Origin of the sequence: Enterobacteriaceae endosymbiont of Donacia vulgaris (genome assembly GCF_012568445.1) — a bacterium.
Taxonomy (GTDB): domain Bacteria; phylum Pseudomonadota; class Gammaproteobacteria; order Enterobacterales; family Enterobacteriaceae.
The window spans coordinates 68,134-93,473 of sequence record NZ_CP046190.1 but is presented as its reverse complement, the minus strand read 5'-3'; the positions used below and the strand labels follow the sequence as shown (position 1 = coordinate 93,473).

General features: G+C 19.9%; 25 protein-coding genes. 9 read left to right on the top strand and 16 right to left on the bottom strand.

Annotated elements, in window-relative coordinates:
- Positions 1-215: 215 nt before the first annotated feature.
- The 7 genes from GJU01_RS00480 (at position 216) to gap (ending at position 8,124) form a co-directional block, all read left to right on the top strand.
- The gene (locus GJU01_RS00480) at positions 216-1,163 is read left to right on the top strand and encodes a ribose-phosphate pyrophosphokinase (protein ID WP_168867902.1); all 948 of its coding nucleotides are present in this window, start codon (positions 216-218) and stop codon (positions 1,161-1,163) included.
- Between the two features lie 23 nt (positions 1,164-1,186).
- Positions 1,187-1,771 carry an aminoacyl-tRNA hydrolase gene (gene pth / locus GJU01_RS00475; protein ID WP_168867901.1) on the top strand — a complete coding sequence of 195 codons (585 nt, stop codon included), beginning with the start codon at positions 1,187-1,189 and terminating at the stop codon, positions 1,769-1,771.
- Positions 1,772-1,784: 13 nt separating this feature from the next.
- Positions 1,785-2,834: a redox-regulated ATPase YchF gene (gene ychF / locus GJU01_RS00470; RefSeq protein ID WP_168867900.1), complete on the top strand. Its 1,050-nt coding sequence runs from the start codon at positions 1,785-1,787 to the stop codon at positions 2,832-2,834.
- A 41-nt stretch (positions 2,835-2,875) separates the two neighbouring features.
- A complete protein-coding gene (gene cls / locus GJU01_RS00465) occupies positions 2,876-4,360 on the top strand; it encodes a cardiolipin synthase (protein WP_168867899.1) in 1,485 nt (494 codons plus the stop codon).
- Between the two features lie 63 nt (positions 4,361-4,423).
- Complete coding sequence (gene xthA / locus GJU01_RS00460; protein ID WP_168867898.1) at positions 4,424-5,233, top strand: exodeoxyribonuclease III; 810 nt, start codon at positions 4,424-4,426, stop codon at positions 5,231-5,233.
- 29 nt (positions 5,234-5,262) lie between these two features.
- Positions 5,263-7,059: a signal peptide peptidase SppA gene (gene sppA / locus GJU01_RS00455; RefSeq protein WP_168867897.1), complete on the top strand. Its 1,797-nt coding sequence runs from the start codon at positions 5,263-5,265 to the stop codon at positions 7,057-7,059.
- 66 nt (positions 7,060-7,125) lie between these two features.
- Positions 7,126-8,124 (top strand): type I glyceraldehyde-3-phosphate dehydrogenase, encoded by a 999-nt coding sequence (gene gap / locus GJU01_RS00450; RefSeq protein ID WP_168867896.1) that lies wholly within the window; start codon positions 7,126-7,128, stop codon positions 8,122-8,124.
- 100 nt (positions 8,125-8,224) lie between these two features.
- Here the strand turns inward: gap and GJU01_RS00445 are convergent, their stop codons facing one another.
- The 11 genes from GJU01_RS00445 to GJU01_RS00395 form a co-directional block, all read right to left on the bottom strand.
- Complete coding sequence (locus tag GJU01_RS00445; RefSeq protein ID WP_168867895.1) at positions 8,225-8,575, bottom strand: HIT domain-containing protein; 351 nt, start codon at positions 8,573-8,575, stop codon at positions 8,225-8,227.
- A gap of 13 nt (positions 8,576-8,588) precedes the next feature.
- Positions 8,589-10,046 (bottom strand): PTS glucose transporter subunit IIBC, encoded by a 1,458-nt coding sequence (gene ptsG / locus GJU01_RS00440; protein ID WP_168867894.1) that lies wholly within the window; start codon positions 10,044-10,046, stop codon positions 8,589-8,591.
- 42 nt (positions 10,047-10,088) lie between these two features.
- Entirely contained in the window at positions 10,089-11,105 is a 1,017-nt protein-coding gene (locus tag GJU01_RS00435) for a DNA polymerase III subunit delta' C-terminal domain-containing protein (protein ID WP_168867893.1), read from the bottom strand.
- Position 11,106: 1 nt separating this feature from the next.
- Positions 11,107-11,727 carry a dTMP kinase gene (gene tmk / locus GJU01_RS00430; protein ID WP_168867892.1) on the bottom strand — a complete coding sequence of 207 codons (621 nt, stop codon included), beginning with the start codon at positions 11,725-11,727 and terminating at the stop codon, positions 11,107-11,109.
- Between the two features lie 103 nt (positions 11,728-11,830).
- The gene (gene fabF, locus GJU01_RS00425) at positions 11,831-13,075 is read right to left on the bottom strand and encodes a beta-ketoacyl-ACP synthase II (RefSeq protein ID WP_168867891.1); all 1,245 of its coding nucleotides are present in this window, start codon (positions 13,073-13,075) and stop codon (positions 11,831-11,833) included.
- 94 nt (positions 13,076-13,169) lie between these two features.
- Positions 13,170-13,406, bottom strand: a complete 237-nt coding sequence (gene acpP / locus GJU01_RS00420) for an acyl carrier protein (RefSeq protein WP_168867890.1) — start codon at positions 13,404-13,406, stop codon at positions 13,170-13,172.
- A 64-nt stretch (positions 13,407-13,470) separates the two neighbouring features.
- A complete protein-coding gene (fabG, locus tag GJU01_RS00415) occupies positions 13,471-14,211 on the bottom strand; it encodes a 3-oxoacyl-ACP reductase FabG (RefSeq protein WP_168868216.1) in 741 nt (246 codons plus the stop codon).
- A 21-nt stretch (positions 14,212-14,232) separates the two neighbouring features.
- Entirely contained in the window at positions 14,233-14,559 is a 327-nt protein-coding gene (locus tag GJU01_RS00410) for an ACP S-malonyltransferase (protein WP_168867889.1), read from the bottom strand.
- Between the two features lie 182 nt (positions 14,560-14,741).
- Positions 14,742-15,188, bottom strand: coding sequence for an ACP S-malonyltransferase (locus GJU01_RS00405; RefSeq protein WP_168867888.1), 447 nt, complete (start codon positions 15,186-15,188; stop codon positions 14,742-14,744).
- A 20-nt stretch (positions 15,189-15,208) separates the two neighbouring features.
- A complete protein-coding gene (rpmF, locus tag GJU01_RS00400; protein WP_168867887.1) occupies positions 15,209-15,391 on the bottom strand; it encodes a 50S ribosomal protein L32 in 183 nt (60 codons plus the stop codon).
- Between the two features lie 98 nt (positions 15,392-15,489).
- Positions 15,490-16,428, bottom strand: coding sequence for an RluA family pseudouridine synthase (locus GJU01_RS00395; protein WP_168867886.1), 939 nt, complete (start codon positions 16,426-16,428; stop codon positions 15,490-15,492).
- A gap of 339 nt (positions 16,429-16,767) precedes the next feature.
- Here GJU01_RS00395 and GJU01_RS00390 point away from each other — a divergent pair, with 339 nt between their 5' ends.
- A complete protein-coding gene (locus tag GJU01_RS00390; RefSeq protein WP_168867885.1) occupies positions 16,768-19,212 on the top strand; it encodes an Rne/Rng family ribonuclease in 2,445 nt (814 codons plus the stop codon).
- 83 nt (positions 19,213-19,295) lie between these two features.
- Here the strand turns inward: GJU01_RS00390 and GJU01_RS00385 are convergent, their stop codons facing one another.
- The 3 genes from GJU01_RS00385 to GJU01_RS00375 all read right to left on the bottom strand — a co-directional run bounded on the left by GJU01_RS00385 (position 19,296) and on the right by GJU01_RS00375 (position 23,125).
- Positions 19,296-20,696, bottom strand: a complete 1,401-nt coding sequence (locus GJU01_RS00385; RefSeq protein WP_168867884.1) for an NAD(P)(+) transhydrogenase (Re/Si-specific) subunit beta — start codon at positions 20,694-20,696, stop codon at positions 19,296-19,298.
- Between the two features lie 13 nt (positions 20,697-20,709).
- Positions 20,710-22,251, bottom strand: coding sequence for a Re/Si-specific NAD(P)(+) transhydrogenase subunit alpha (locus tag GJU01_RS00380; RefSeq protein ID WP_168867883.1), 1,542 nt, complete (start codon positions 22,249-22,251; stop codon positions 20,710-20,712).
- Positions 22,252-22,360: 109 nt separating this feature from the next.
- Positions 22,361-23,125 (bottom strand): enoyl-ACP reductase FabI, encoded by a 765-nt coding sequence (locus tag GJU01_RS00375; RefSeq protein ID WP_168867882.1) that lies wholly within the window; start codon positions 23,123-23,125, stop codon positions 22,361-22,363.
- A gap of 210 nt (positions 23,126-23,335) precedes the next feature.
- Between GJU01_RS00375 and cspE the strand changes: the two genes are divergently transcribed.
- Positions 23,336-23,545, top strand: a complete 210-nt coding sequence (gene cspE / locus GJU01_RS00370; RefSeq protein ID WP_168820769.1) for a transcription antiterminator/RNA stability regulator CspE — start codon at positions 23,336-23,338, stop codon at positions 23,543-23,545.
- Positions 23,546-23,733: 188 nt separating this feature from the next.
- Here the strand turns inward: cspE and lipA are convergent, their stop codons facing one another.
- Both lipA and lipB read right to left on the bottom strand, forming a co-directional pair.
- Positions 23,734-24,603, bottom strand: coding sequence for a lipoyl synthase (gene lipA / locus GJU01_RS00365; protein WP_168867881.1), 870 nt, complete (start codon positions 24,601-24,603; stop codon positions 23,734-23,736).
- A gap of 89 nt (positions 24,604-24,692) precedes the next feature.
- A complete protein-coding gene (gene lipB, locus GJU01_RS00360; protein WP_168867880.1) occupies positions 24,693-25,319 on the bottom strand; it encodes a lipoyl(octanoyl) transferase LipB in 627 nt (208 codons plus the stop codon).
- Positions 25,320-25,340 lie beyond the last annotated feature (21 nt).

Here is a 25,340-nt window from a genome sequence, read left to right as displayed (position 1 = left end):
TATAATGTTAATATTTAAAAATTTATAAATAGAATATCTCTTATTATAAACATAATAATATTGTTATGTAAGAATAATATTCTTATTACAAGATATTAACATTGTATAATAATAAAATATAATATTTAATGTAAATTATTAAATTTTATTAATTTTTAATATTTTTATTATACATATTTTAAGTATAATTATAAATATAATTATAAGGAATTTTTATGACTAATATGAAATTATTTTCTGGTAATGCTATTCCTGAATTAGCAACAAAAATTGCTAATCATTTATATATTAATTTAGGAAAAATATTTGTAGGTAAATTTAGTGATGGAGAAATATCTGTACAAATAAATGAAAATATAAGAGGAAGTGATATTTTTATTATTCAATCCACTTGTAATCCTACAAATGATAATTTAATTGAATTAATTATAATGATTGATGCATTTAAAAGAGCTTCTGCTGGTAGAATTACTGCAGTTATACCTTATTTTGGATATGCTAGACAAGATAGAAGAATCCGTTCTGCAAGAGTTCCGATTACTGCTAAAGTAATAGCTGATTTTTTATCTCGAGTAGGTGTTGATAGAATACTAACAGTAGATTTACATGCAGAACAAATTCAAGGATTTTTTAATGTTCCTGTAGATAATGTTTTCGCAAGTTCTATTTTTTTAAGAGATATCACAAAAAATATATATAATAATCCTATTATAGTTTCACCTGATATTGGAGGAGTAATACGTGCAAGATCTTTAGCAAAAAAATTATTTAATGGTACAGATATGGCTATAATAGATAAGAGAAGACCTAGTTTTAATAATACTGAAGTTATGAATATTATTGGAGATGTAAATAAAAGAGATTGTATTTTAATAGATGATATTATTGATACAGCTGGTACATTATGTCAGGCTGCTAAAGCATTAAAAAATCATGGAGCTACAAAAGTTTTTGCTTATGCAACCCATGCTATTTTTTCTGGAGATGCAATTAAAAATATTTATAATTCTGTAATAGATGAAATTATTGTATGTGATAGTATCCCATTAACAAAAAAAATAAAAAAATTAAATAATGTTAGAGTTCTAACTCTATCTTATATGCTTGCAGAAACAATAAGAAGAATTAGTAATGAAGAATCTATTTCTATAATGTTTAAATAAATTATAATTAATAAGGGAAACACTTGAATAATATTAAAATGATAGTAGGATTAGGTAATAATTTTAACAATAAATTTATTAAAACTCGTCATAATATAGGTGCAAACTATATTAGAAAATTATCTAATAAATTTAATATAAAATTTGAAAAAATAAAAAAATTAAATGAATATATTGGTTGTCTTAATATTTTTAATAAAAAAATAATTTTGTTAATACCTAATTCTTTTATGAATAATTCAGGAAAATCAATATTTATTGTATCTAAATTTTATAAAATTGTTTTAAAAAATATTTTAATTATTCATGATGAATTAGATTATTTACCTGGAATTATAAAATTTAAATATGGAGGAAGTAGTGGTGGGCATAATGGAATTAATAGTATTATTAAAATTTTTAATGATAAATTATTTTACAGATTAAGAATAGGTATAGGACATCCAGGAAATAAAATGCAAGTAAATAATTTTGTATTAAATTACCCAACTAATATTGAACAAAAAAATATTGACTTTGCAATAAAAAAAAGCATAAAAGCTTTATTAATTTTTATTAAAACAAGTAATTACAGTACAGCAATTAATTATTTACATTCTAAAAAATAATAAGGATAACATAATGGAATTAAAATGTGGTATTATAGGTTTACCAAATGTAGGGAAATCAACATTATTTAATGCATTAACTAAATCTAATGTAGATGCATTAAATTATCCTTTTTGTACAATAAAACCAAATACTAGTATAGTAAGTGTTCCTGATGATAGATTATTTTATTTATCTAAAATTGTAAAATCTAAAAAAACTATACAATCAACAATAACTTTTGTAGATATTGCTGGTTTAATAAAAGGAGCCTCAAAAGGAGAAGGATTAGGAAATCAATTTTTACATAATATATCAGAAGTTAATGCTATTATTCATGTAGTACGTTGTTTTAAAAATAAAAATATATTAAATTTATCATATAATCCATTAAAAGATGTTCATATTATAAATAATGAAATTATTCAATTTGATATAAATTTATTATATAAATTACAAAAAAATATTTCTAAAAAAAATAATGAAAAATATTTTAATAAATGGGAATATTTATTTAATATTTGTTTGAATCATTTAAAAAAGGGTAAATTACTAAATTTATTAAAATTAAATATAGAAGAAATAAAATTTTTAAAAAGTTTAAAATTATTAACAATTAAACCAATAATTATTATTGCTAATATAGATAAAAATAGTCTTCTTACTAAAAATAATTTATTTTCAGAAGAAATAAATATTCTTAATCAAAATTACTTAATTTTAAAAATATGTATTAAAAAACTTTATGAAAAACAAAAATTATTATCAATAAATGATAATTATGATTTAAAAAAAATAATAGTTTATAGTTTTAAGTTATTAAATTTACATACTTTTTATACAGTAGGTATTAAAGAAACAAGATCATGGAGTATTTTAAAAGGAACTACAACATTCTTTGCTGCTAAAAAAATTCATAGTGATATTCAAAAAGGTTTTATTAGAGCACAAATAATTCATTATAAAGATTTTATTTTTTATAAAAGTCAAGTAAAAGCAAAATTATTTGGTAAAATGAAAATAGAAGGTAAAAATTATATAATAAAAGATGGTGATATTATTCATTTTCTTTTTAAAATTTAAAATTTTAATTTTTTAAAATATTAAATTTCATTTATATTAATATGATTAATTTTTTAAATTTAATTTTATTAAATATTAATATTATAATAATAATTTATATTATAATTAGAATTTTCATTAAACATAAGGATATAAAATCTTATGTATTATGGTATCTTATTTTATATATTTTACCTAAAATAGGCATTATTCTTTATTTTATTTTTGGTGAAATCTACTCAAAAACACAGTATAAATCTCAAAAAGCAAAAAGAATATGGTTTTATTATAGTACATTATTAAAGAAATTACAAGAACATTATGGATTATGTACAAAAAATATCTATGTAAATAAAAAAATACAAACACTATTTCAATTATGTGAAAATAAACAAAATTTATTTAGTATGACTAATAATTCTATAGAATTATTAGAATTATCATCAAAATTCTTTATATCATTAATTAATGATATAAAATTAGCAAAATATAGTATACATATTGTATTTTATATCTGGATTCCTAAAGGATTAGTAAATGAAATTTCAAAATATATAATTTTAGCAGCTAAAAGAGGTGTAAAATGTTATATTATGTTAGATTATATTGGAAGTAAAAATTTTTTTTATAGTTATTGGTATCAACTTATGACTAAAGTTGGTATTTGTATTGTTAAATCATTAAAAATTACAATTTTTAATTTTTTCCATTCTCGTATAGATCTTAGACAACATAAAAAAATAATATTAATTGATAATGAAATAGTTTATGTTGGCAGTATGAATATGATTGATTCAAAATATTTAAAAAAAAATACTAAATTAATAAAATGGATTGATTTAATGGTACGTATAACAGGACCTGTTGTTAATACAATAAGTATTATTTATTCATATGATTGGGAAATAGAAACTGGAAAATATATTTTATCCATTAATCAATTAAAAAATAATTTAATTAAATATAAAAATAAAAATAATAATAAAAATAACAATAGTATAAATAGGATACAAGTAGTATTTTCAGGGTTACAATTATCTAAAAAAATAATATATAATTCTTTAATTACAGCAATATTTTTATCTAAAAAAAGTTTAATTATTACAACACCTTATTTAATACCAAGTAATAATTTATTATCTGCTATTTGTATAGCCTCTGAGAGAGGAGTAAATGTAAAAATTATTATTTCTAAGTATAATGATTCAATTTTTATTTATTGGGCAAGTAAATTTCTTTTTTATAAATTATTAAAATCAGGAGTAAAAATTTATCAATTAAAAAAAGGTTTTCTACATACAAAAAGTATTATCATTGATCAAAAAATTAGTTTTATAGGTACCGTAAATTTAGATATACGAAGTATTTATTTAAATTTTGAAATTAATTTAATTATAGATGATCCTATTTTTAGTAAATCGCTTCTATATTTACAAAATAAATATATTTTAAAATCACAAAAATTAAAATATAATTTATGGATACAAAGACCATATTGGAAAAAATTAATAGAAAAATTATTTTTTTTATTTAAATTTATTTTATAAAAAAAATTGGATAACTACTTATTCTGTAATAGAATATTACTATATTAATTAAAATTAAATTTTATGAAAATTTTTTCATTTAATATTAATGGTGTAAGAGCACATATACATCAATTAAAATTAATTATAAAAATATATAAACCTGATATAATTGGTTTACAAGAAATAAAAGTAAATAATAAAAATTTTCCTAAAGAAAAAATATACCAGTTAGGATATAATACTTATATTTGTGGACAATCAAAATATTATGGAGTAGCTCTATTAAGTAAAAAAATACCATTTCATGTTGAAAAAAATTTTTTAACAAATTTTAATGATCAAAAAAGATTAATAATGATTGATTTAAATAGTTCTATTGGTAATATAAAAATTATAAATTGTTATTTTCCGCAAGGAGATAATCAAAATAATAATATAAAATTTCATTATAAAATTAGCTTTTTAAAAAGTTTATATTTTTATATTAAAAATAATCTAAATTCAAAAAATCATATCATAATTATGGGAGATATTAATATTAGTATTTCTGATTTTGATATTGGTATAGGCGAAAAAAATCGTCAAAGATGGTTAAAGCAAGGAAAATGTTCTTTCTTACCACATGAAAGATTTTATATTAATAAATTACTGAATTGGGGTTTATTTGATATTTGGAGATTAATGAATCCTTTAATAAATAATAAATTTTCTTGGTTTGATTATAGGTCGAAAGGATTTCTTATGAATAAAGGTTTAAGAATTGATAATATTTTAATTACTCATTCATTAATAAAATATTATTTTGATTCAGATATAGAATATTCTATTCGTAATTTAATTAGACCTTCAGATCACGCTCCTATTTGGGTAAAATTTAAAAATATTCAATGAATTTTTGTTTAAAAAAAAATAGGTGAAAAATGATTAAGTTATTGAATTTAGTAAAATTTTTTTGTTGTTATTTATGGTCCTTAATTAATTTTACTAGAACATTAATAATAAATATTATTTTTATATTATTAATATCTTTATTATGTTATTACATATATAATATTCATCATAAAAAAAATATAGATAATAGAATATTAAAAAAGAATCATCAAGTATTAGAAATTAATTTTGATGAAAATTTTAATAATGAACCTTTTTATAAAAAAAATTTAATATTCAAATTATTTAATAAGTTTGTAAATAAAAAAAAATATAATGCTATTATAAATATAGCTTATGCTATAAATTATGCAAGACAAGATAAAAATATTAATGGAATTATACTAAGACTTAATAATTTAAATATTGATGATATTCCTTCTTTAAGATATATAGGTAAATATTTAAATAGATTTAAAAAAACTGGTAAAAAAATATATGCAATTTCAGATATATATGATCAGAATCAATATTATTTAGCTAGTTTTGCTGATAAAATTTTTTTACTACCATATGGTAGTGTAAAACTATATGGTTTTAATATTAAAAAAAATTTTTATAAAAATTTTTTACAAAATCTAAAAATAGAAACTCATATATTTAGAGTAGGAAAATATAAATCTGCTGTAGAACCTTTTTATAGAAATAACATGTCTAGTAATAATAAAATTGTTATGAATTATTTAATTAATCATTTATGGGATGATTATTTAACTACTATAACAATTAATAGACAATTAACTAAAGAAGAAATTTTTCCTACAGATCAAAATTTTTTAATGTCTTTAGAACAGGTTCATGGAGATTCAACTATGTTTGCATTAAAAAATAAATTAGTAGATAAAATATCTGATAATAATGATTTTGAAGAAGAAATGATTCAAAATTTTGGTTTAGATAAAAATCAAAATACATATAACAAAATTAATATTAATGATTATATAAGATTTTATATAGATGCTGATATACCACAAAATAATGGTAATATTTCAGTTATAACAATAGATGGACTTATCACATATGGTAATAATGGGAGTGATATTATCGTAAATGCAATACATAGAGTTTATAAAAATCCACGAATTAAAGGATTAATATTAAGAATTAATAGTCCAGGAGGCGATATTATAGCATCACAAGCAATTTATAATGAATTAACTTTATTAAAAAAAGCACATAAACCAATTGTAGTTATAATGGGTAAAGTAGCTGCATCTGGAGCATATTGGATATCTACAATAGCTGATTTTATAATTGCTGATAAAGTTAGTTTAACTGGTTCTATTGGTATTTTTGGTATTATAAATAATTTTAATAATATTTTAAATTTAATTGGTATTAATAGAGATGGTGTTAGTATATCAGAAAGATTTAATCTTTCTCTAAATGAAAAATTATCTTCTATAGAAAAGAAAATAATAGAATTAAATATAAAAAATGGTTATGAAAAATTTATTAATTTAGTTTCTCAACAAAGACATTTACCTATTGCACAAGTAAAAAAATTAGCTAATGGGATGGTATTTTTAGGTAAAGATGCTAAAAAATATGGTTTAATTGATGATATAGGTGATTTTGATAGTGCAATAATAAAAATTTCACAATTAACTAAAATAAAAAAAATAAATCTACAATGGGAAGATACAAATACTTTTTCTATATTAGATCTTTTAATGAATTCAAATAAATTTATTTTATCTAATTTAATTCAAAATTATATGAATACAATTTTTAATAATGACAAATCTTTAAATACTCAAAAAATATATTCTTTGTATGTTGTATAAATTTATAAATAAATTAAAAAAATTTATTTAAAATGATTTTTTTATTCATCAATAGGAGATAATTTAATGTCTATTAGAGTTGCTATTAATGGATTTGGGAGAATAGGACGTATTTTTTTTCGTGCTGCTCAAAAAAATACAAAAATTAAAATTATAGCTATTAATGATTTATTAGAAATAAATTATATGGCATATATGATAAAATATGATTCAACACATGGGCCTTTTAAAAAAAAAATTAAAATTCAGAATAATAGTTTTATTATAGGTAAAAATATTATACATATTTTTTCTGAATCAGATCCTAGTAAATTAAAATGGTATGATTTAAAAATTGATGTTGTTGTAGAATCTACAGGTATTTTTTTAACAAAAGAATTAGCAAAAAAACATATTATTGCTGGTGCTAAAAAAGTTATTGTTACTGCTCCTCCTAAAGATAATTCTATTCCTATGTTTGTAAGAGGAGTAAATTTTAATAGTTATAATGGAGAAGATATTATTTCTAATGCTTCATGTACTACTAATTGTTTAGCTCCTTTAGCTAAAATTATTCATGATAATTATATTATTGAAAATGGTCTTATGACTACTATTCATGCAGTAACTTCAACACAAAAAACAGTAGATAGTCCTTCTAGAAAGGATTGGAGAGGAGGTAGAGGTGCCTATCAAAATATTATTCCTTCAAGTACTGGAGCTGCAAAAGCAGTAGGAATTGTTTTGCCAGAATTAAATAATAGATTAACAGGAATATCTTTGAGAGTACCTATTGCTAATGTTTCAGTTGTTGATTTTACAGTAAAAGTTATAAAAAAAACTACATTATCAGATATTTATGAAGTTATTAAATATGCTTCCGAAAATAATATGAAAGATATTATTGGATATACAGAAGATGATGTTGTATCAAGTGATTTTAATGGATCAACATTAATATCTATTTTTGATAAAAAAGCAAGTATAGCTATTAATAATAATTTTTTTAAATTAATTGCTTGGTATGATAATGAAACAGGATATTCTTCTAAAGTATTAGATTTAATAATACATATTTTTAAATAAAAATTAAAATATTATCTTGCTATGTATTTAATTAAAATACATAGCAAATAGAAAATTATATTTTTTAAAAAATGTTATTAATGTTAAACATATTCAAAATCTAAAATAAAATTTTTATACCTTCTCTTCCCCCTAATAAATGAATATGTAAATAAAATATTGTTTGATGACCATGCTTATTACAATTAATAACAATCCTATATCCAGAGTTATTAATATTTTTTTTTTTAGCTATTTTTGACGCAACTAATAACATTCTACCTAAAATTAATTCATGATTATGATTCACATCATTAAGTGTTTTTATAAAAATATTAGGTATTATTAACACATGTACTGGACTTTGAGGATTTATATCATTAAAAGCTGTTACTAAATCATCTTGATAAATAATATCAGTAATTATTTTTTTAGATAAAATTTGTTGAAATATATTTTTTTTATTATTCATAATATTTTTATATTTATTTATGATTATTATTTTTTATAAAATCATCCATTTTTGTTTTTAAATTATCAGATTTAGTACCAAATATAGCTTGAACACCATTACCAACTATAATAACAGCAGAAGCACCTAATAATTTTAATTCTTTTATATTAACTTTTTTTATATTTATAACACTTATACGTAATCTAGTAATACATGCATCTAAATTAGTAATATTATTTCTTCCCCCAAAAGCTTCTACTAATTTTTTAGTATAATTTGATGCTATATAATTATCTTTATATACATAATTTTGTATCTGTTCGCGACCAGGAGTTTGTAGATTTAATTTAATAATTAATATTTTAAATATGTAATAATAAAGAATTAAATAAATACAACCGATAATTGGGAATAACCAGATTTTAGAACCATTACCACTTAAAATAATAAAATCAATAAGACCATGAGAAAAACTTGTCCCATTTCTCATTCCTAATATAATACAAATAGGAAAAGATAATCCAGACAAAATAATATGTATTATATATAATAATGGTGTAACATACATAAAAGAAAATTCTATTGGCTCAGTAATACCTGTAAAAAAAGATGTTAATGCCGCTGATAACATTAAACTACCAATTTTTTTTTTATTTTCTTTCTTTGCTGTGTGCCATATAGCAATAGCAGCTCCAGGTAATCCATACATTTTAAATAAAAAACCTCCTGCTAATTTTCCTGCAGATGGGTCTCCAGCTATATATCTAGCAATATCACCATGATATATTTGTTTAGTAACTATATTCATAAATGAACCTATTTCCATTTGAAATGGAACATTCCAAATATGATGTAATCCAAAAGGCAATAAAGTTCTTTCTATAATTCCATAAATACCAAATGCAAAAATAGGATTTTGATAAGCAGCCCAGTATGAAAAAAATTGTATAAATTTTCCTACAGGAATCCATATAAAAGATAATAATAAACCAAAAACAATTGATGCTAATCCAGAAATAATAGGAACAAAACGTTTACCAGAAAAAAAACCAAGATATTCTACTAATTCGATATTATGAAAACGATTAAACATATATGCTGCAATAGAACCAGAAATAATACCTCCTAATACTCCTGTATCTGCAAGATGTTTTTGAATTATTATTTCTTGTGTTAAGTTATTATTTAATAAAATAGGTATCATAACTTCAATAGTTTTTGTTAAAATACCATAAGAAACAACAGATGCTAATGCAGATACTCCATTATTTTGAGTAAATCCTAAAGAAATCCCGATAGAAAATATTAATGGCATATTAGCAAAAACAGAACTACCTGTTTTTTCCATAATATTAGAAATAATATGAGGTAACCAAAAAAAATTAGCTGATCCTATACCTAATAGTATTCCTGCTATTGGTAAAACAGATACTGGTAACATTAAAGATTTACCTATTTTTTGCATATTAGCGAATGTATTATTAAACATTATAAATATCCTAATTTTTATTATGAAATTTAATTAGTATTATTATTTATTATATTTATATATCTTTTCTAAAGAAAATAATAAATTAATTAATACTAATTCATGATTAATTGTATTAATTTTTATTAAAATATTACTAAAAAATAATATTTTTTTTATCATTAATAAGATTTTATCTTCTAAAATTAGATTAGATATTTTATGTATAAAATATATTTGATCTAAATTATAAAAAAATTTTTTATCTATATTTAAATGCATTTTTATTACATCTAATAAAATTAGATAAATCCAATTTAAATATAACAAAATATTTTTATTATTTAATATAGATAACAAATTCATAATATCTTTTTCTAAAGAGGAAACTAAAATATTATATAAAATACTTCTTTTTTCCCATATTACATTATTTAATAATTTATATGCATAAATTGGTGCATTATTACATATACGTAATGCAGTTTTTATAGAGTCTTTTTTAAAAAATTTATAATTTTTGATTTTTTTTTTTAACCATAATATACCTATTTTTTCATTTGGAGGCCATATATACCAAAATTGACATCTACTATATATTGTGGGTAATAAATCAGTTTTATTTTTACATTGAATAAAAAACCAAGTATTATTACAAGGTTCTTCTAAAATTTTTAAAATAGCATTACTGGATGAAACATTTAATTTACTAGCATTTGTGAACCAAATAACTTTACCAACATCTCTGTAAGATGATTTAGAAATAATATCAGTTATATTTCTAATTAATTCGATACTAATACTAACTTTTTTGTTATTATCTTGAATAATATGTACATCAGGATGAATATTTTTTTCTATTAAAATACAATTTTTACATTTTAAACAACTATATATTTTTTTTTTATTTATACAAAAAATCCACTTAATTAAAGAAAAAATTAAAATATTTGTACCTAATCCATATAAAGAACAAAAAATATAAGCTTTATAATTTTTTTTATTTAAAAATTGAGAAATTATTTTTTTATAAAAAAAATCTAACCAAGGATAATATGATAATATAGGATATTTTTTCATTTTATGATGATATTAATTTATATATAATTTTTTTAACTGATAATTTTACATTTTTTAAATTATTATTTGCATTAACTATTTTAATATTTTTGTTTTGATTAGCCATTTTTAAATAATAATTTCTAACTTTATAAAAAAAATTTATAGATTCCTTCTCAATTCTATCATATATTTTGAATTTTATTCTTTGTAAAGCAATTTTAGGTTCTACATCTAAATAAAGAATTATATCTGGTTTTATATCATTATTAATAAAATTTTGTAAAAATAATATAATTTTTTTATTTATTTTTCTTCCTCCTACTTGATAGGCATATGTTGATAAATCATATCTGTCTGATAAAATCCAATTAATATTAATATTTTTTCTTATAACATTATCTAATAATTGTAATCTAGCAGCATATATTAATAATAATTCTGTTTTATAAGAAAATTTTTCTCCTTTAGAAAATTTAATAATATTTCTTAATTTTTCTGCAATTGGAGTACCTCCTGGTTCATGAATTTGAATTATATTTTTAATATTAAAATTATTTAACAATTTAATTATATAATGACAAATAGTAGATTTTCCAGAACCATCTATACCTTCTACTACAATAAATTTTTTATTATTCATTTTATTTTTTCGAAATATACATTTATTATTAGATTATATATAATATTTATTTTTATAAATAAAAAAATTTAAATAATTAAATATATATTTAATTATTTAAATTTTATATTTTTTTAAAAATTAATGATGCATTAGTTCCTCCAAAACCAAAAGAATTACATAATACATATTTCATATTACGAACATCTCTTGAAATTTTTGGAATAAAATCTAAATCTAAATTTTTATCAGGATTATCTAAATTAATTGTAGGGGGTACTATTTGATTTTTTAAAGATAAAATAGAATAAATAGATTCAATTGCACCTGCTGCACCTAATAAATGTCCAGTAATTGATTTAGTAGAACTTACAAATAATTTATAACAATTATGTTTAAAAATTTTTTTAATAGCATTTACTTCTGCTATATCTCCTAAAATAGTTGATGTACTATGTGCATTTATATATTGAATTTTTTCAGGATTTAAATTAGCATCTTTAAGTGCATTTAACATTGCTAATTGTGCTCCTTTACCATGGAAAGAAGGTGAAGTTATATGAAATGAATCATTACTCATACCAAAACCAACTAATTCAGCAAGAATATTAGCATCTCTTTTTTTTGCATGATTATATTCTTCTAAAATTATGATACCGGCTCCATCCCCAAGTACAAATCCATCTCTATCTTTATCCCATGGTCTACTTGCTTTTTGTGGTTCATTATTTCTTTTAGATAAAGCATTCATTGCACAAAAACCACTTAAACTTAAAGGAGTAATAGCTTTTTCTGAAGCTCCTGTTATCATTACATCAGCATCATTATATGATATAATTTTAAAAGCAATTCCAATATTATGTATTCCAGAACTACAAGCAGTACTAATTGTTAAACTAGGTCCTGTTATTTTATAATTTATTGCAATATTTCCAGTTAACATATTCATAAGTGTTGATGTCATAAAAAATGGAGTTATTTTTTTAGGACCTTTTTTATATAAAATATTAGTATTTTTTTCTATTAAATTGATACCTCCTAAACCAGAACCGATAGAAACTCCAAATCTAGGGTGATAAGATTGGTGAAATATTAAACCTGAATTTCTAATAGCTTCTTGACATGCGACTAAACCATATTGAATAAATAAATCAATATTTTTTTTTTTTTTATCAGAAATATAATTGTGATATTTAAATTTTTTTATTAATCCTGCAATTTTTGTTTTATATTTACTAGTATCAAAAGTATTAATAAAATTAATACCACTATTACCGTTAATAAGATTAAACCAATTAGATTCTATTGAATTTCCTATAGGAGTAATCATACCAATTCCTGTAATTACTACACGTCTACGTTTAAACATTATATATCTTCTATATAAATTTTATTTTATAATATTTATGATTATGGAAAAGAGTAAAATATATTTTACTCTTTTCCATAATATCAATTAAATTTTATTTTTTATGACTATTAATATAATTAATTGCTTCTTGAATAGTAGTAATTTTTTCAGCATCTTCATCTAAAATTTCAATATTAAATTCTTCTTCTAAAGCCATTATAATCTCTATAGTATCAAGAGAATCTGCACCTAAATCTTTTTTAAAAGAAGAATAATGAAAAATATTTTTTTTTGTTCCTAATTGATTAATAATGATTTTTTTAATACGGTTAGTAATAGAATTACTCATGATTGTTATATTTTCCTATAAAATTATTTTAGATAATTTATTATGAAAAAATAAAATAATATAATTATCCCATGTATAAACCACCATTAATATTAAGTATTTCTCCTGTTATGTAAGATGCTTTTTCAGAAGATAAAAAAATTACAGCATCAGCTATTTCTTGAGGATAACCAAAACGTTTAGATGGAATTTGTGCTATAATACTATCATGATTTTTTTTTTGAAAATTTAATGTCATATTAGTTTTGATATAACCAGGAGATATAACATTTACAGTAATACCTTTAGAAGCTACTTCTTTTGCTAAAGATTTACTAAATCCTATAATACCTGCTTTTGATGCTGCATAATTTGCTTGTCCTATATTGCCGGTAATTGCTATAGTAGAGCCAATATTAATTATACGTCCAAATGATTTTTGTAACATATAATAAATCACTTCTCTGCAAATTCTAAAAACAGAAGTTAAATTAATTTGTAATACATTATCCCATTGATAGTCTGTCATATTTAATACAAGTCTATCATATATAATACCAGCATTATTAATAAGTATATCTAATTTTTTAAAATTATTAATAATATATCTGATTAAATTGTTGATAATATATGGTGATTTATTTTTTAAATCAAGAATTAAACCAATACCATTTTTACCTAAACAATTATTAATTTTTCTTATTCCATCCATGTTAGTTGATGTACCTATTACATAGGCACCATAATCAGCTAATGTACTAATAATACTATAACCTATTCCTTTACTTGCTCCTGTAACTAAAACAATTTTATTTTTGAAATTAATGTTTTTTAACATATATTTATATTAAACTTTATATTTTTTTGATGTTAAAAGAAATGTTTTTACATTATAAATGGAATCTATACTAATATTTTTTGTAATTGATTGTGATATTTTTTTAAGCATACTTTTAGGAGTAAATTCTATTATATTAAATATATTTTGTTTTTCGATGAAATTTATACATCCAACCCAATTAATTGTAGAATATAATTGTTTTACTAAATTTTTTTTAATTTTTTTAGATGATTTTTCATATTCACAATTAATATTATTAATAAATTGAATTTTTGGCTTATTTATAATAATTTTATCTAAAAAAATTTTAAATTTATATGCTATTGGTTTCATTAATAAACAGTGAGAAGGTATATTGATATTAATAGGGATTATATGTGCACCTAAAGATTTAAATATTTTAATAGCCTTAATTATAGCTAATTTATTTCCACTAATTGTTATATTATTAAGTGAATTATAATTTGATATTGATATGATATTATCACTTGTAGATATTTTTTTACAAATATTTTCTATTGTTTTTTTTTTAATCCGATAATAGTTTGCATATAATATCCATTAATTTTATAATCATTTAAATTAGATGATATTTTATGCATTAATTTTCCTCTGAATTCTACTATTTTAATAGCATCTATAAAACTAATAATATTACTACATACCATAGCTGAATATTCTCCTAAGCTATAACCGGTAACTATACTAGGTAATATATTGTTTTTTTGTATCCATAGTTTATATATAGCTATAGATGCAACTAAAATAGCAGGTTGTGTATAATATGTTATATTTATTTTTTTTAATGATCTATTTGTAATAAGTTTCCATAGATCATATCCAAGTATTTCGGAAGCAGTATAAAAAGTTTCTCTTATAATTTTATATTTAACATATAAACAAGATATCATTTGAGTAAACTGAGTTCCTTGGCCAGGAAAAATAGCAGCAAATTTTTTCATATTTTACAGTATATTTTATTTTATTTATTATGTTTATTGATAATATGTTTGCCTCGATAAAAACCATCATCAGTCATATGATGATATAAATATTTTTTACCTGTTCTTTTATTAATTAATAAAAATTTATTACTAGATAATTTATCATGAGACCGTCTCATGTTTCTTCTAGATCTTGATTTTTTATGTTTTTGTACAGCCATATTGTTTATTTATATACCTTTTGCATTATAAAATAATATTTTATCTTATATATTTTAAATACACTTTATTATAAGTATATTTATTTATATTTGCAATATTATTTATTATATTCTATTTTTACTAAACAATTATTTAATTCATTACTTAATGGTGCAACAATTTTTATTTTTTTATTATTTTTTGGATGTATAAATTTAATACTTTTAGCATGTAAAAATAATCTATCTAAATGATAATGTTTTTTAAATTGAAAATTTAAATTATCATCACCATATCTTTGATCGTTTATTATAGGAAAATTTAAATGAGACATATGAACTCTAATTTGATGGGTTCGTCCTGTTATAGGGTTAATTTTTATTAACATCATATTTTTATAATTTTTAATTATTTTAAACTTAGTTTCTGCATATTTACCTTTATTATCTATTTTTACTTTAATTTTTTTATTTAAAAAATTTTTTAATAAAAAATTTTTAATATAAATATATTTTTTTTCAAAACAATTACCTTTAACTAAAGCAATATATTCTTTAATTATTTTTTTTTCTATTAATTGTTTTTGTAATATTTTTAATATTGATCTTTTTTTTGCTATTAAAAGAATACCAGAAGTTTCTTTATCAATTCTATGTACAAGTTCTAAAAATTTGTTTTTTTTAAACAAACATCTAAAATTTTCAATAATACCATAGTTAATTCCACTACCACCATGTACAGCTATTCCAGAAGGTTTATTTATAATTAAAAGATATTTATCTTCAAAAATAATTATTTTTTTTAAAAATTTTTTTTTATTTAAAGTTAAATTAACTTTAATTGGTTTTATTTTTTTTTTATATATATAAGGAAGTTTTATTATATCTTGAGATTTAATTTTAAAATTCGGTAGTATTTTTTTTTTATTAACTTTTATTTTTCCTTTTCTTAACATTTTATATATCATACTTTTAGGTACGGTTTTAAATTTATTTATTAAAAAATTATCAATTCTTTGTGTATCAATAATCGAGGAAACAATTATTATTTTGTACATAATATTATAAAAATGTTTATAAAAATAAATTAATAATTCTATTAATATAGTTAAAAAATATAAAAAAATATAATAATATTTAATTTTTTTTAATATTCTTTCATATAAAATCATTATTTTAAAATAAAATTTTATGTTAATATTATTTAAGTAAATAATTTTTTATAAAATATACATACTTATAAAGTATATTTTATTAGCAAATAATTGATATTTTAGTTTTTAACCTATTCAATTCATTAAATATTAAATATTAAATATATTTTTCTTATTATATAATTTTATATTTTTATATAAAAATATTAATTAATTTATAAAAAAATACATGAGTAAGTCATTATGAAAAGAATGTTAATAAATGCTACTCAACATGAAGAACTACGTGTTGCTTTAGTAGATGGACAGAGATTGTATGATTTAGATATAGAAAATTCTAATGATATACAGAAAAAATCTAATATATATAAGGGTATAATTACACGAATTGAACCAAGTTTAGAAGCTGTTTTTGTAGATTATGGGGTTGATAAACATGGTTTTTTGCCAATTAAAGAAATTACAGAAGAATATTTATCTAATCAAAATTTATATAATACATTAAAATTAAAAAAATCTTTATTAATTGGTAAAGAAATTATTGTACAAATAAATAAAGAAGAACGGGGTAATAAGGGGGCATCATTAACGACATTTCTTAGTTTAGCAGGTAGTTTTTTAGTTTTAATGCCTAATAATCCTAATTCTAGTGGGATATCAAGAAAAATTGAAGGTGATAATAGAAGATATTTAAAAAAAATTTTATCATTATTATCTTTACCTAATAATATGAGTTTAATTATTCGTACAGCCGGATTAGGAAAAAATATAGAAACATTTAAATTAGATTTAAAATTTAGATTAAAACATTGGGAAATAATAAAAAAGATAGCTAAGCAGAAACCTGCTCCGTTTTTAATATATCAAGAAAGTAATATCATTATAAGATCACTACGTGATTATTTATATCAAGATATTAATGAAATTTTAATTGATAATCCTAAAATATTAAAATTAGCTAAAAAACATATTAATATTTTAGGAAGATCCGATTTAAAACATAAAATTAAGTTATATAAAGGAACTGTTCCTTTATTTAGTCATTATCAAATAGAATCACAAATTGAAACAGCTTTTCAAAGAAAAGTTCAATTATCTTCAGGAGGATCAATTGTGATTGATACAACAGAAGCACTAACATCAGTTGATGTTAATTCTTCTAAAGCTACTACAGGTATAGATATTGAAGAAACAGCGTTAAATATTAATTTAGAAGCTGCAGATGAAATTATTAGACAATTAAGATTACGAGATGTAGGAGGATTAATTGTTATAGATTTTATAGACATGTCTCTTTTAGAAAATAAAAAAAATATAGAAAAAAGATTATTATATAATATACGTCAGGAGAGGGCTAAAATTCAAATAAATAATATTTCAAAATTTGGATTATTAGAAATGTCACGTCAGAGATTAAAATCATCTTTAAAAGAATTAAGTTATTATTTATGTCCTAGATGTTTAGGTAATGGTAATTTAAGAAATAGTAAGTCTTTATCTTTATCAATTTTAAGATTAATAGAAGAAGAGTCTTTTAAAGAAAATACAAAAGAAGTCTATGCTATAGTTCCTGTAAAAATAGCATCTTATTTATTAAATGAAAAAAGAGATGTAGTTAATGCAATTGAAAATAGAAAAATAAGAACATTTATTATTCCTAATGATAAATTAAATACACCTAATTATTCTATTTTAAGAGTTAAACATGGAGAAGATAAAAAAAATATTTATTTTTTTATAAAAAAAATTCATAAATTAAATTCCAATATTAATAATTATTATTATTTTAAAAATACATGTTTAAATAAAACTTTAATTAATAAAGATATTAAACTTAAAACGTCAAAAATATATAATCAGTCAATAATAGATAAAAAAAATTATTCTTTTTTTAAAAAATATAAATTATTTAATTTATTTAAAAAAAAAACAGTTTATCTAAAGAATGTTAAAAATTTTTTTATTCAGAAAATAATATTTCTAAAAACAATTATTTTAAATCTATGTAATAAATATTTATTTTATAATACAAAAAAAAATAGTATAACTCAAAATATAAATAATTCTTTAAATAAAATAAATTTTAATCAAGAAAAAGAAATTTTAAATTTTTATAAAAAAAAAACTGTACCCATTGCTAATTTTAAATTAATAAAAAATAAATTAAAACTATTCAAATTAGATGATAAATTAATATATAAAAATCAAAAAAATAATCAAAATAATTTTAATTATTTAAAATCCAAAAAATTTTTAAAAATACAAGTAAATAAAAATTTATATTTAAATAAAAAAAAGTATATTAAACTTACTGATAATAAAGAAAATAATATATCTAAATTTTCTATAGAAAATAAAATAGAATGTAATAAATTTAAAAATTCTATTAATAAAGTAATATTAGATAAAGTAAAATTACATTCTAAAAAAAAACTAATATCTAAAACAAATATAGTTATCCCTGATTTTATTCATAAACATCATTTTAAAATTAAAAATAATCATTTTTTAACAAAAAAAAAAACATATAAGAATTATATTCTCTCAAATGAAAAAAAAATACAAAATAATTTTACAAATTATTTTCATAATAAATTAATTAATTCATCATTTAATTCAAAAAACAAAAAAGGTGCTGGAGGACATGCTGCTAAAAGATATGCGACATCTCCGGTAAAAAGACCATAATTTTTTTATTTATATAACAAAATATATTTTTTTATAAAGTTTACTCTAGTATTTTAGTTATATACAGTGAGTAAACTTTATTTTTAAATAATTTTTAAAATTTTATTTATTATATCTTTAGCATCACCAAATAACATATAACTATTATCTTTATAAAATAAAGGATTATTAACTCCAGAGTATCCTTGATTCATACTTCTTTTAAGAATAATAATGTTATTAGCTTTCCATACTTCTAATACAGGCATACCTGATATTGGACTATTAATATCTTCTTGAGCTAATGGATTAACTGTATCATTAGCACCTATTACTAATACAGTATCTGTATTAATAAAATCATTATTAATTTCATCCATTTCTAAAACGATATCATATGGTATATTAGCTTCTGCTAGTAACACATTCATATGTCCAGGTAAACGTCCTGCTACAGGATGAATTGCAAATTTTACTATAATATCTAATAAACGTAATTTTTTTACTATCTCAGAAAGTGGATATTGTGCTTGAGATACAGCTAATCCATATCCAGGAACAATGATAATTCTATTAGAATTTTTTAACATTTCTACTGTATTTTCAATAGATATTTTTTTAAAATTTTGTATATCTTTTTTTGTTGTAGTAATTTTTTTATTAAAAAATTTATTATTTCCTCCTAGAAGTACATTAATAAATGATCTATTCATGCCTTTACACATTAGATATGAAAGTATAGCACCAGAAGATCCTACTAATGCTCCTGTTATAATTAATAAATCATTAGTTAACATAAATCCTGAAGATGCAGCTGCCCACCCTGAATAAGAATTCAACATTGAAATTACTACAGGCATGTCTGCTCCACCAATACTCATGATTAAATGAAAACCAAATATTAGTGAAACTAAAAAAATTAATCCTAATGATATAATTTGTAATATTATATTATGTGTTTTTAAAAAAAACATCATAAACATAAATGATATTATTAAAGTAAAAATGTGTATTTGATTTTTATATTTTAAGTTTAAAGCTTTTGATTGAATAAATCCTGATAATTTACTAAATGCAACAATAGATCCTATTAAAGTTATGGAACCAATAAAAATACTAATAAATATTTCTATTAATTGAATATGAATATTTTTATAAAATAAAATCTTATCATACATTAATAGTAAATAATTATTAAATCCTACGAGAATAGCAGTTAATCCCACAAAACTATGTAATATTGCAATTAATTGAGGCATTTTAGTCATATCAATTTTTTTTGAAATAATAATACCTATAATTGAACCTAAAAAAATTGCTCCTAGTACAAAACCTATATTATCTATTGATGATTTTAATATAGTAATAATAATAGCAATAAGCATTCCATAAATAGCGAATAAATTACCCTTTTTAGAAGTTTCTTTTTTTGAAAGACTAGCAATACTTAATATAAATAATATTGCAGATATAGTATATATAAATATTAATGACCTATCAAACATGTATAAATTCTCCTTAATTTTTACGAAACATTTTCAACATACGTTGAGTAATAGTTAAACCTCCAAAAATATTAATACTAGATAATAAAGTTCCCAAAAATGAAAATAGAATTATAGTATAATAATCACTATTTACTTGTAATATAGAACCAATAATAATAATACCAGAAATAGCATTAGTTACAGACATTAAAGGTGTATGTAATTTATGATCAACATTCCATACTACATAATATCCTATTATACAAGATAATAAAAAAATTATAAAATGTGGAATTATCTCATGAGGAACAGATTGTGTTATATAATAAGTACAAAATAATCCTATAGTATATAAAAAATATTTATTTTTAAAAAAACATGTATTTTTTTTTATAGCATTTTTTTTATTTTCAAAATTATTATTTTTTTCTATATTTTTTTTTGTTTTTTCAAATTTAATTTCTGGTGCTGGCCAAATAATTTTACTTTCATAGATAATAGTCATGTTTCTTATAATTTCATTATTTAAATCAATATTTATTTTACCGAAATTATTTTTAGATAATAAATTTATTAAATTAATAATATTTGTGCTATATAATTGAGAAGCTTGCGGAGCTAATTTACTAGGTAAATTAGTAAATCCTAAGATTTTAATTTGATTATCAGTAATAATCATTTGATTTATTTTTGTTAATTCACAATTACCTCCATTTTCAATTGCAAGATCAAAAATAATACTACCTGGTTTCATTAAACTAACCATTTCTTTAGTAATTAAAATAGGTGCTTTTTTATTCAGAATAACTGCTGTTGTAATTATAATATCTGTTGTTTTGATAATGTTATTAAAAAAATTTTTTTCTAATTGTATTTTTTTTTTTGATGATAAGGTTTGATACTCATTATCATTGTCTTCTTTATAATATTTTAATTCTAAAAATTCAGCACCCATACTATGGATTTGTTCTTTTACTTCTTTTCTTTTATCAAAAGCAATTACTTTTGCTCCTAAACTTTTAGCTGTTCCTATTGCTGATAATCCTGCTACTCCTGCTCCAATAACCATTATTTTTGCTGGTAATATTTTACCGGCAGCTGTTATTTGTCCATTTGGAGTTCTTTGTAATAAATTTATAGATTCTATAATACTTCTGTAACCTGATAAATTATTCATTGAACTTAATGCATCGAAAGATTGAGCTTTAGAAATTCTAGGTACTGTATCCATTGCAATAGTAGTTATATTTTTTTTTGCTAATATTTTTAATAATAAACTATTTTTATTAGGCCAAATAAAACTAATTAATATACTATTATTTTTTATTAATTTAATTTCTTCTGTATCAAGAGGATGAATTTTTATAATTATATTTGATTCCCAAATTTTTTCATTTTCTACTATTTTAGCACCTTCATTTATAAAATCTTCATTTGTAAAATAAGATAAATTACCTGCATTTTTTTCAACATATACTTTAAATCCTAATTTTATTAATTTTTTAATATTTAAAGGAGTCATTGCTATTCTAGTTTCTTTAAAATATTTTTCTTTTGGTATTCCAATTATCATATTTATTCCTTGAATATAAGAAAATGTGTTTATTTAATAAAATTTAATAAAATAAAAAATATTTATTTAAAATTAAAAATTATCATTTATTAATTTATTTTTCAAATTTTTATTTTATGTTAAATCCCGAATCTAAGTTTATTATTTCTCCTGTAATACCTAAAGATAAATCAGAAGCTAAAAAAGTAGCTACATTACCTATATGATTAATGGAAATTTTTTCTGATAAAGGACTATTTTTGTTATATAATTTTATTAATTGGTAAATATCTTTTATTTCTGAAGATGCAATTGTTCTTATTGGTGCTGGAGAAATACCATTAATTCGAATATTTTTATTACCAATATTACATGCTATATAACGAATATTAGCTTCTAATGAAGCTTTTGCTAATCCCATTATATTATAATTTTGTATAACACGTCTTGATCCTAAATAAGTTAATACTATAATTGAAGATTTATTATTTAATATATTAACACATTCTTTAACCATAGCTAATAAACTATATGAACTAATTTCATGAGAAATTTGAAATGCCAAACGAGATGTATTTTGAATAAAATTCTTTTTTAAAGTTTTACTAGGAGCAAATGCAATAGAATGTACAAAACCATCAAATTTATTCCATATTTTAGATATTTTTAAGAATAAAGATTTAATATCTTTATCATTAGATACATCACATTTTATAATTGGATTTTTTGTCATTTTCCCTACTAATTTTTGGATTTTATCTTTATTTTTTTTTTTTTGATATGTAAAAATTAAATTTGCTTTATGTTTATACATAATACGAGCTATACCATATGCAATAGATAATTTATTTAAAATACCAGTAATTAATATTTTTTTTCCTAAAAGTAAACACATAAATTTTATCCTATAAAAAATAAAATTTTATTAATAAACTTAACAAAATTATTAATAATAATAAAAAAATTAAATATTTTTTAAAAAAATATTTAAAAACTCGATATCTCTCACTTTTTTGATTTGTTTCACTAGACAAATGTATTATTAATTGATGTACTTTTAAATGACACAAATTTAGTGTCTATTTTTATGTAAAGGTAATAATTGATGTCCAAGATTAAAGGTAACGTTAAGTGGTTTAATGAATCTAAAGGTTTTGGTTTCATTACTCCTGAAGATGGTAGTAAAGATGTTTTTGTACATTTTTCTGCAATTCAAAGTAGTGGTTTTAAAACATTAACCGAAGGCCAAAGAGTAGAATTTGAGATTACTAACGGCGCCAAAGGACCTTCTGCTGCTAATGTGGTTGCTCTTTAAATTTCGTTAGTTAGTAAGAAAAGGTTAAATATAATATGCCTCTGAAAAAAATTTATTTTTATTAAAATTATTTTAAATATTTATTATTTTAATAAATATATAAGAGATTTTAATTACTTTATTAATTTTAAATAATTATAAACATAAAATTTTTAAATTTTATCAGAGGCATATTTATTATATAAAATTTAAAAAGAAAATTTTTCTGCATTATATGAAGAACGAATAAAAGGACCACATATAACTTTTTTAAAACCAATTTTTTTTGCTTTTTTTTGAATTTGTGCAAACTCATTTAGACTAATATATTGATAAACAGGTATATGATGTTTACTTGGTTGTAAATATTGTCCTATAGTTAAAATATCAACTTTACTATATTTTAGATCTTTTATAGTATTAAATAATTCTTCTTTTGTTTCTCCTAAACCTACCATTAAACCTGATTTAGTTAAAATATTAGGAAATAAATTTTTAAATTTTTTTAATAATATTAAAGATTTTTGATAATTACCAGAAGGCCGTATTTTATAATATAAACGTTGTACTGTTTCTATATTATGATTAAAAACATTAGGTAATGATTTACTAAATATTTTTAAAGCTTTTTCTATACAATTTTTAAAATCAGGAACTAGAATTTCTATTCTAATATTAGAATTTTTTTTACGTATTTTTTTTATACACTTAACAAATTGACTTGCACCTCCATCATGTAAATCATCACGATTAACTGAAGTAATAACAACATATTTTAATTGCATTTTAAAAATAATATTAGCTAAATTTGAAGCTTCATTTTCATCATATTTAATTTTTGGTCTGCCATGAATTACATCACAATATGGACAATTTCTTGTACATATATTACCTAAAATCATAAAAGTTAATTGTTTTTTACCAAAACATTCTATTAAATTAGGACAAGATGCTTCTTCACAAACTGAATATAATTTATTTTTTTTTAAAATAGATTTAATTTTTTTAATTTTATTAATATTTTTTATTGAAAATTTAATTTTAATCCAATTAGGTTTTTTTAAAATTTTTTGTTTCATATCATATAAATTTCATAAATTATGTATTTAAAAAATATATTTAACATTATAAAAGAAAAATTTTTAAAAAAAAATAAATTTAATTAATCTCAAATATTATTTATTAATGATAATAATTCTTTTATTAATAATTTTTTAATTGTAATTGGTTTTATATATGGAATAAAGTTTTTTAATTGAGTCATTTTTAATTTATAGAAACCACATGGATTAATATATTTAAAAGGTAACATATTCATGTTAATATTAAATGACATTCCATGAGAAGTAAATCCTTTCGAAATTTTTATTCCTATAGATGCAATTTTTTTATTATTAATATATACACCAGGAGTATGACTAAAAGAATAATCAGGTGTAATATTAAAATATAATAATATATTAATAATAGTTTGTTCCAAAATAGTAATTAATGATTTAATTTTTATTTTTCTTTTTTTTAGATTAATTAAAATATATATAATTTGTTGTCCTGGAGCATGATAAGTAATTTTCCCTCCTCTATCAGTATTAAAGATTGGTATCTTATGTTTATAAGATAAAATATCTTTTACTTTTGATAATTTTCCTTGAGTAAAAACAGGATTATGTTCAACTAACCATATTTCATCTAATGTATGAATAGATCTTATATAATTAAAATAATACATTTTCTGATAAGTTATATACCATGATTCTATTCCTAAATCTCTTATAATAAAATTATTTTTATACATTTATATTTACTGAAATATTAT

Bases quoted from the DNA above. Each gene is read 5' to 3' on its own strand.
- cspE (WP_168820769.1), top strand. From the start codon at position 23,336: ATGTCCAAGATTAAAGGTAACGTTAAGTGGTTTAATGAATCTAAAGGT.
- GJU01_RS00410 (WP_168867889.1), bottom strand. From the start codon at position 14,559: ATGAAACCAATAGCATATAAATTTAAAATTTTTTTAGATAAAATTATT.
- lipA (WP_168867881.1), bottom strand. From the start codon at position 24,603: ATGAAACAAAAAATTTTAAAAAAACCTAATTGGATTAAAATTAAATTT.
- cls (WP_168867899.1), top strand. From the start codon at position 2,876: ATGATTAATTTTTTAAATTTAATTTTATTAAATATTAATATTATAATA.
- GJU01_RS00445 (WP_168867895.1), bottom strand. From the start codon at position 8,575: ATGAATAATAAAAAAAATATATTTCAACAAATTTTATCTAAAAAAATA.
- rpmF (WP_168867887.1), bottom strand. From the start codon at position 15,391: ATGGCTGTACAAAAACATAAAAAATCAAGATCTAGAAGAAACATGAGA.
- GJU01_RS00385 (WP_168867884.1), bottom strand. From the start codon at position 20,696: ATGTTTGATAGGTCATTAATATTTATATATACTATATCTGCAATATTA.
- gap (WP_168867896.1), top strand. From the start codon at position 7,126: ATGTCTATTAGAGTTGCTATTAATGGATTTGGGAGAATAGGACGTATT.
- GJU01_RS00395 (WP_168867886.1), bottom strand. From the start codon at position 16,428: ATGTACAAAATAATAATTGTTTCCTCGATTATTGATACACAAAGAATT.
- sppA (WP_168867897.1), top strand. From the start codon at position 5,263: ATGATTAAGTTATTGAATTTAGTAAAATTTTTTTGTTGTTATTTATGG.
- GJU01_RS00405 (WP_168867888.1), bottom strand. From the start codon at position 15,188: ATGAAAAAATTTGCTGCTATTTTTCCTGGCCAAGGAACTCAGTTTACT.
- lipB (WP_168867880.1), bottom strand. From the start codon at position 25,319: ATGTATAAAAATAATTTTATTATAAGAGATTTAGGAATAGAATCATGG.
- ptsG (WP_168867894.1), bottom strand. From the start codon at position 10,046: ATGTTTAATAATACATTCGCTAATATGCAAAAAATAGGTAAATCTTTA.
- GJU01_RS00390 (WP_168867885.1), top strand. From the start codon at position 16,768: ATGAAAAGAATGTTAATAAATGCTACTCAACATGAAGAACTACGTGTT.
- xthA (WP_168867898.1), top strand. From the start codon at position 4,424: ATGAAAATTTTTTCATTTAATATTAATGGTGTAAGAGCACATATACAT.
- GJU01_RS00435 (WP_168867893.1), bottom strand. From the start codon at position 11,105: ATGAAAAAATATCCTATATTATCATATTATCCTTGGTTAGATTTTTTT.
- GJU01_RS00375 (WP_168867882.1), bottom strand. From the start codon at position 23,125: ATGTGTTTACTTTTAGGAAAAAAAATATTAATTACTGGTATTTTAAAT.
- fabF (WP_168867891.1), bottom strand. From the start codon at position 13,075: ATGTTTAAACGTAGACGTGTAGTAATTACAGGAATTGGTATGATTACT.
- tmk (WP_168867892.1), bottom strand. From the start codon at position 11,727: ATGAATAATAAAAAATTTATTGTAGTAGAAGGTATAGATGGTTCTGGA.
- GJU01_RS00480 (WP_168867902.1), top strand. From the start codon at position 216: ATGACTAATATGAAATTATTTTCTGGTAATGCTATTCCTGAATTAGCA.
- ychF (WP_168867900.1), top strand. From the start codon at position 1,785: ATGGAATTAAAATGTGGTATTATAGGTTTACCAAATGTAGGGAAATCA.
- GJU01_RS00380 (WP_168867883.1), bottom strand. From the start codon at position 22,251: ATGATAATTGGAATACCAAAAGAAAAATATTTTAAAGAAACTAGAATA.
- acpP (WP_168867890.1), bottom strand. From the start codon at position 13,406: ATGAGTAATTCTATTACTAACCGTATTAAAAAAATCATTATTAATCAA.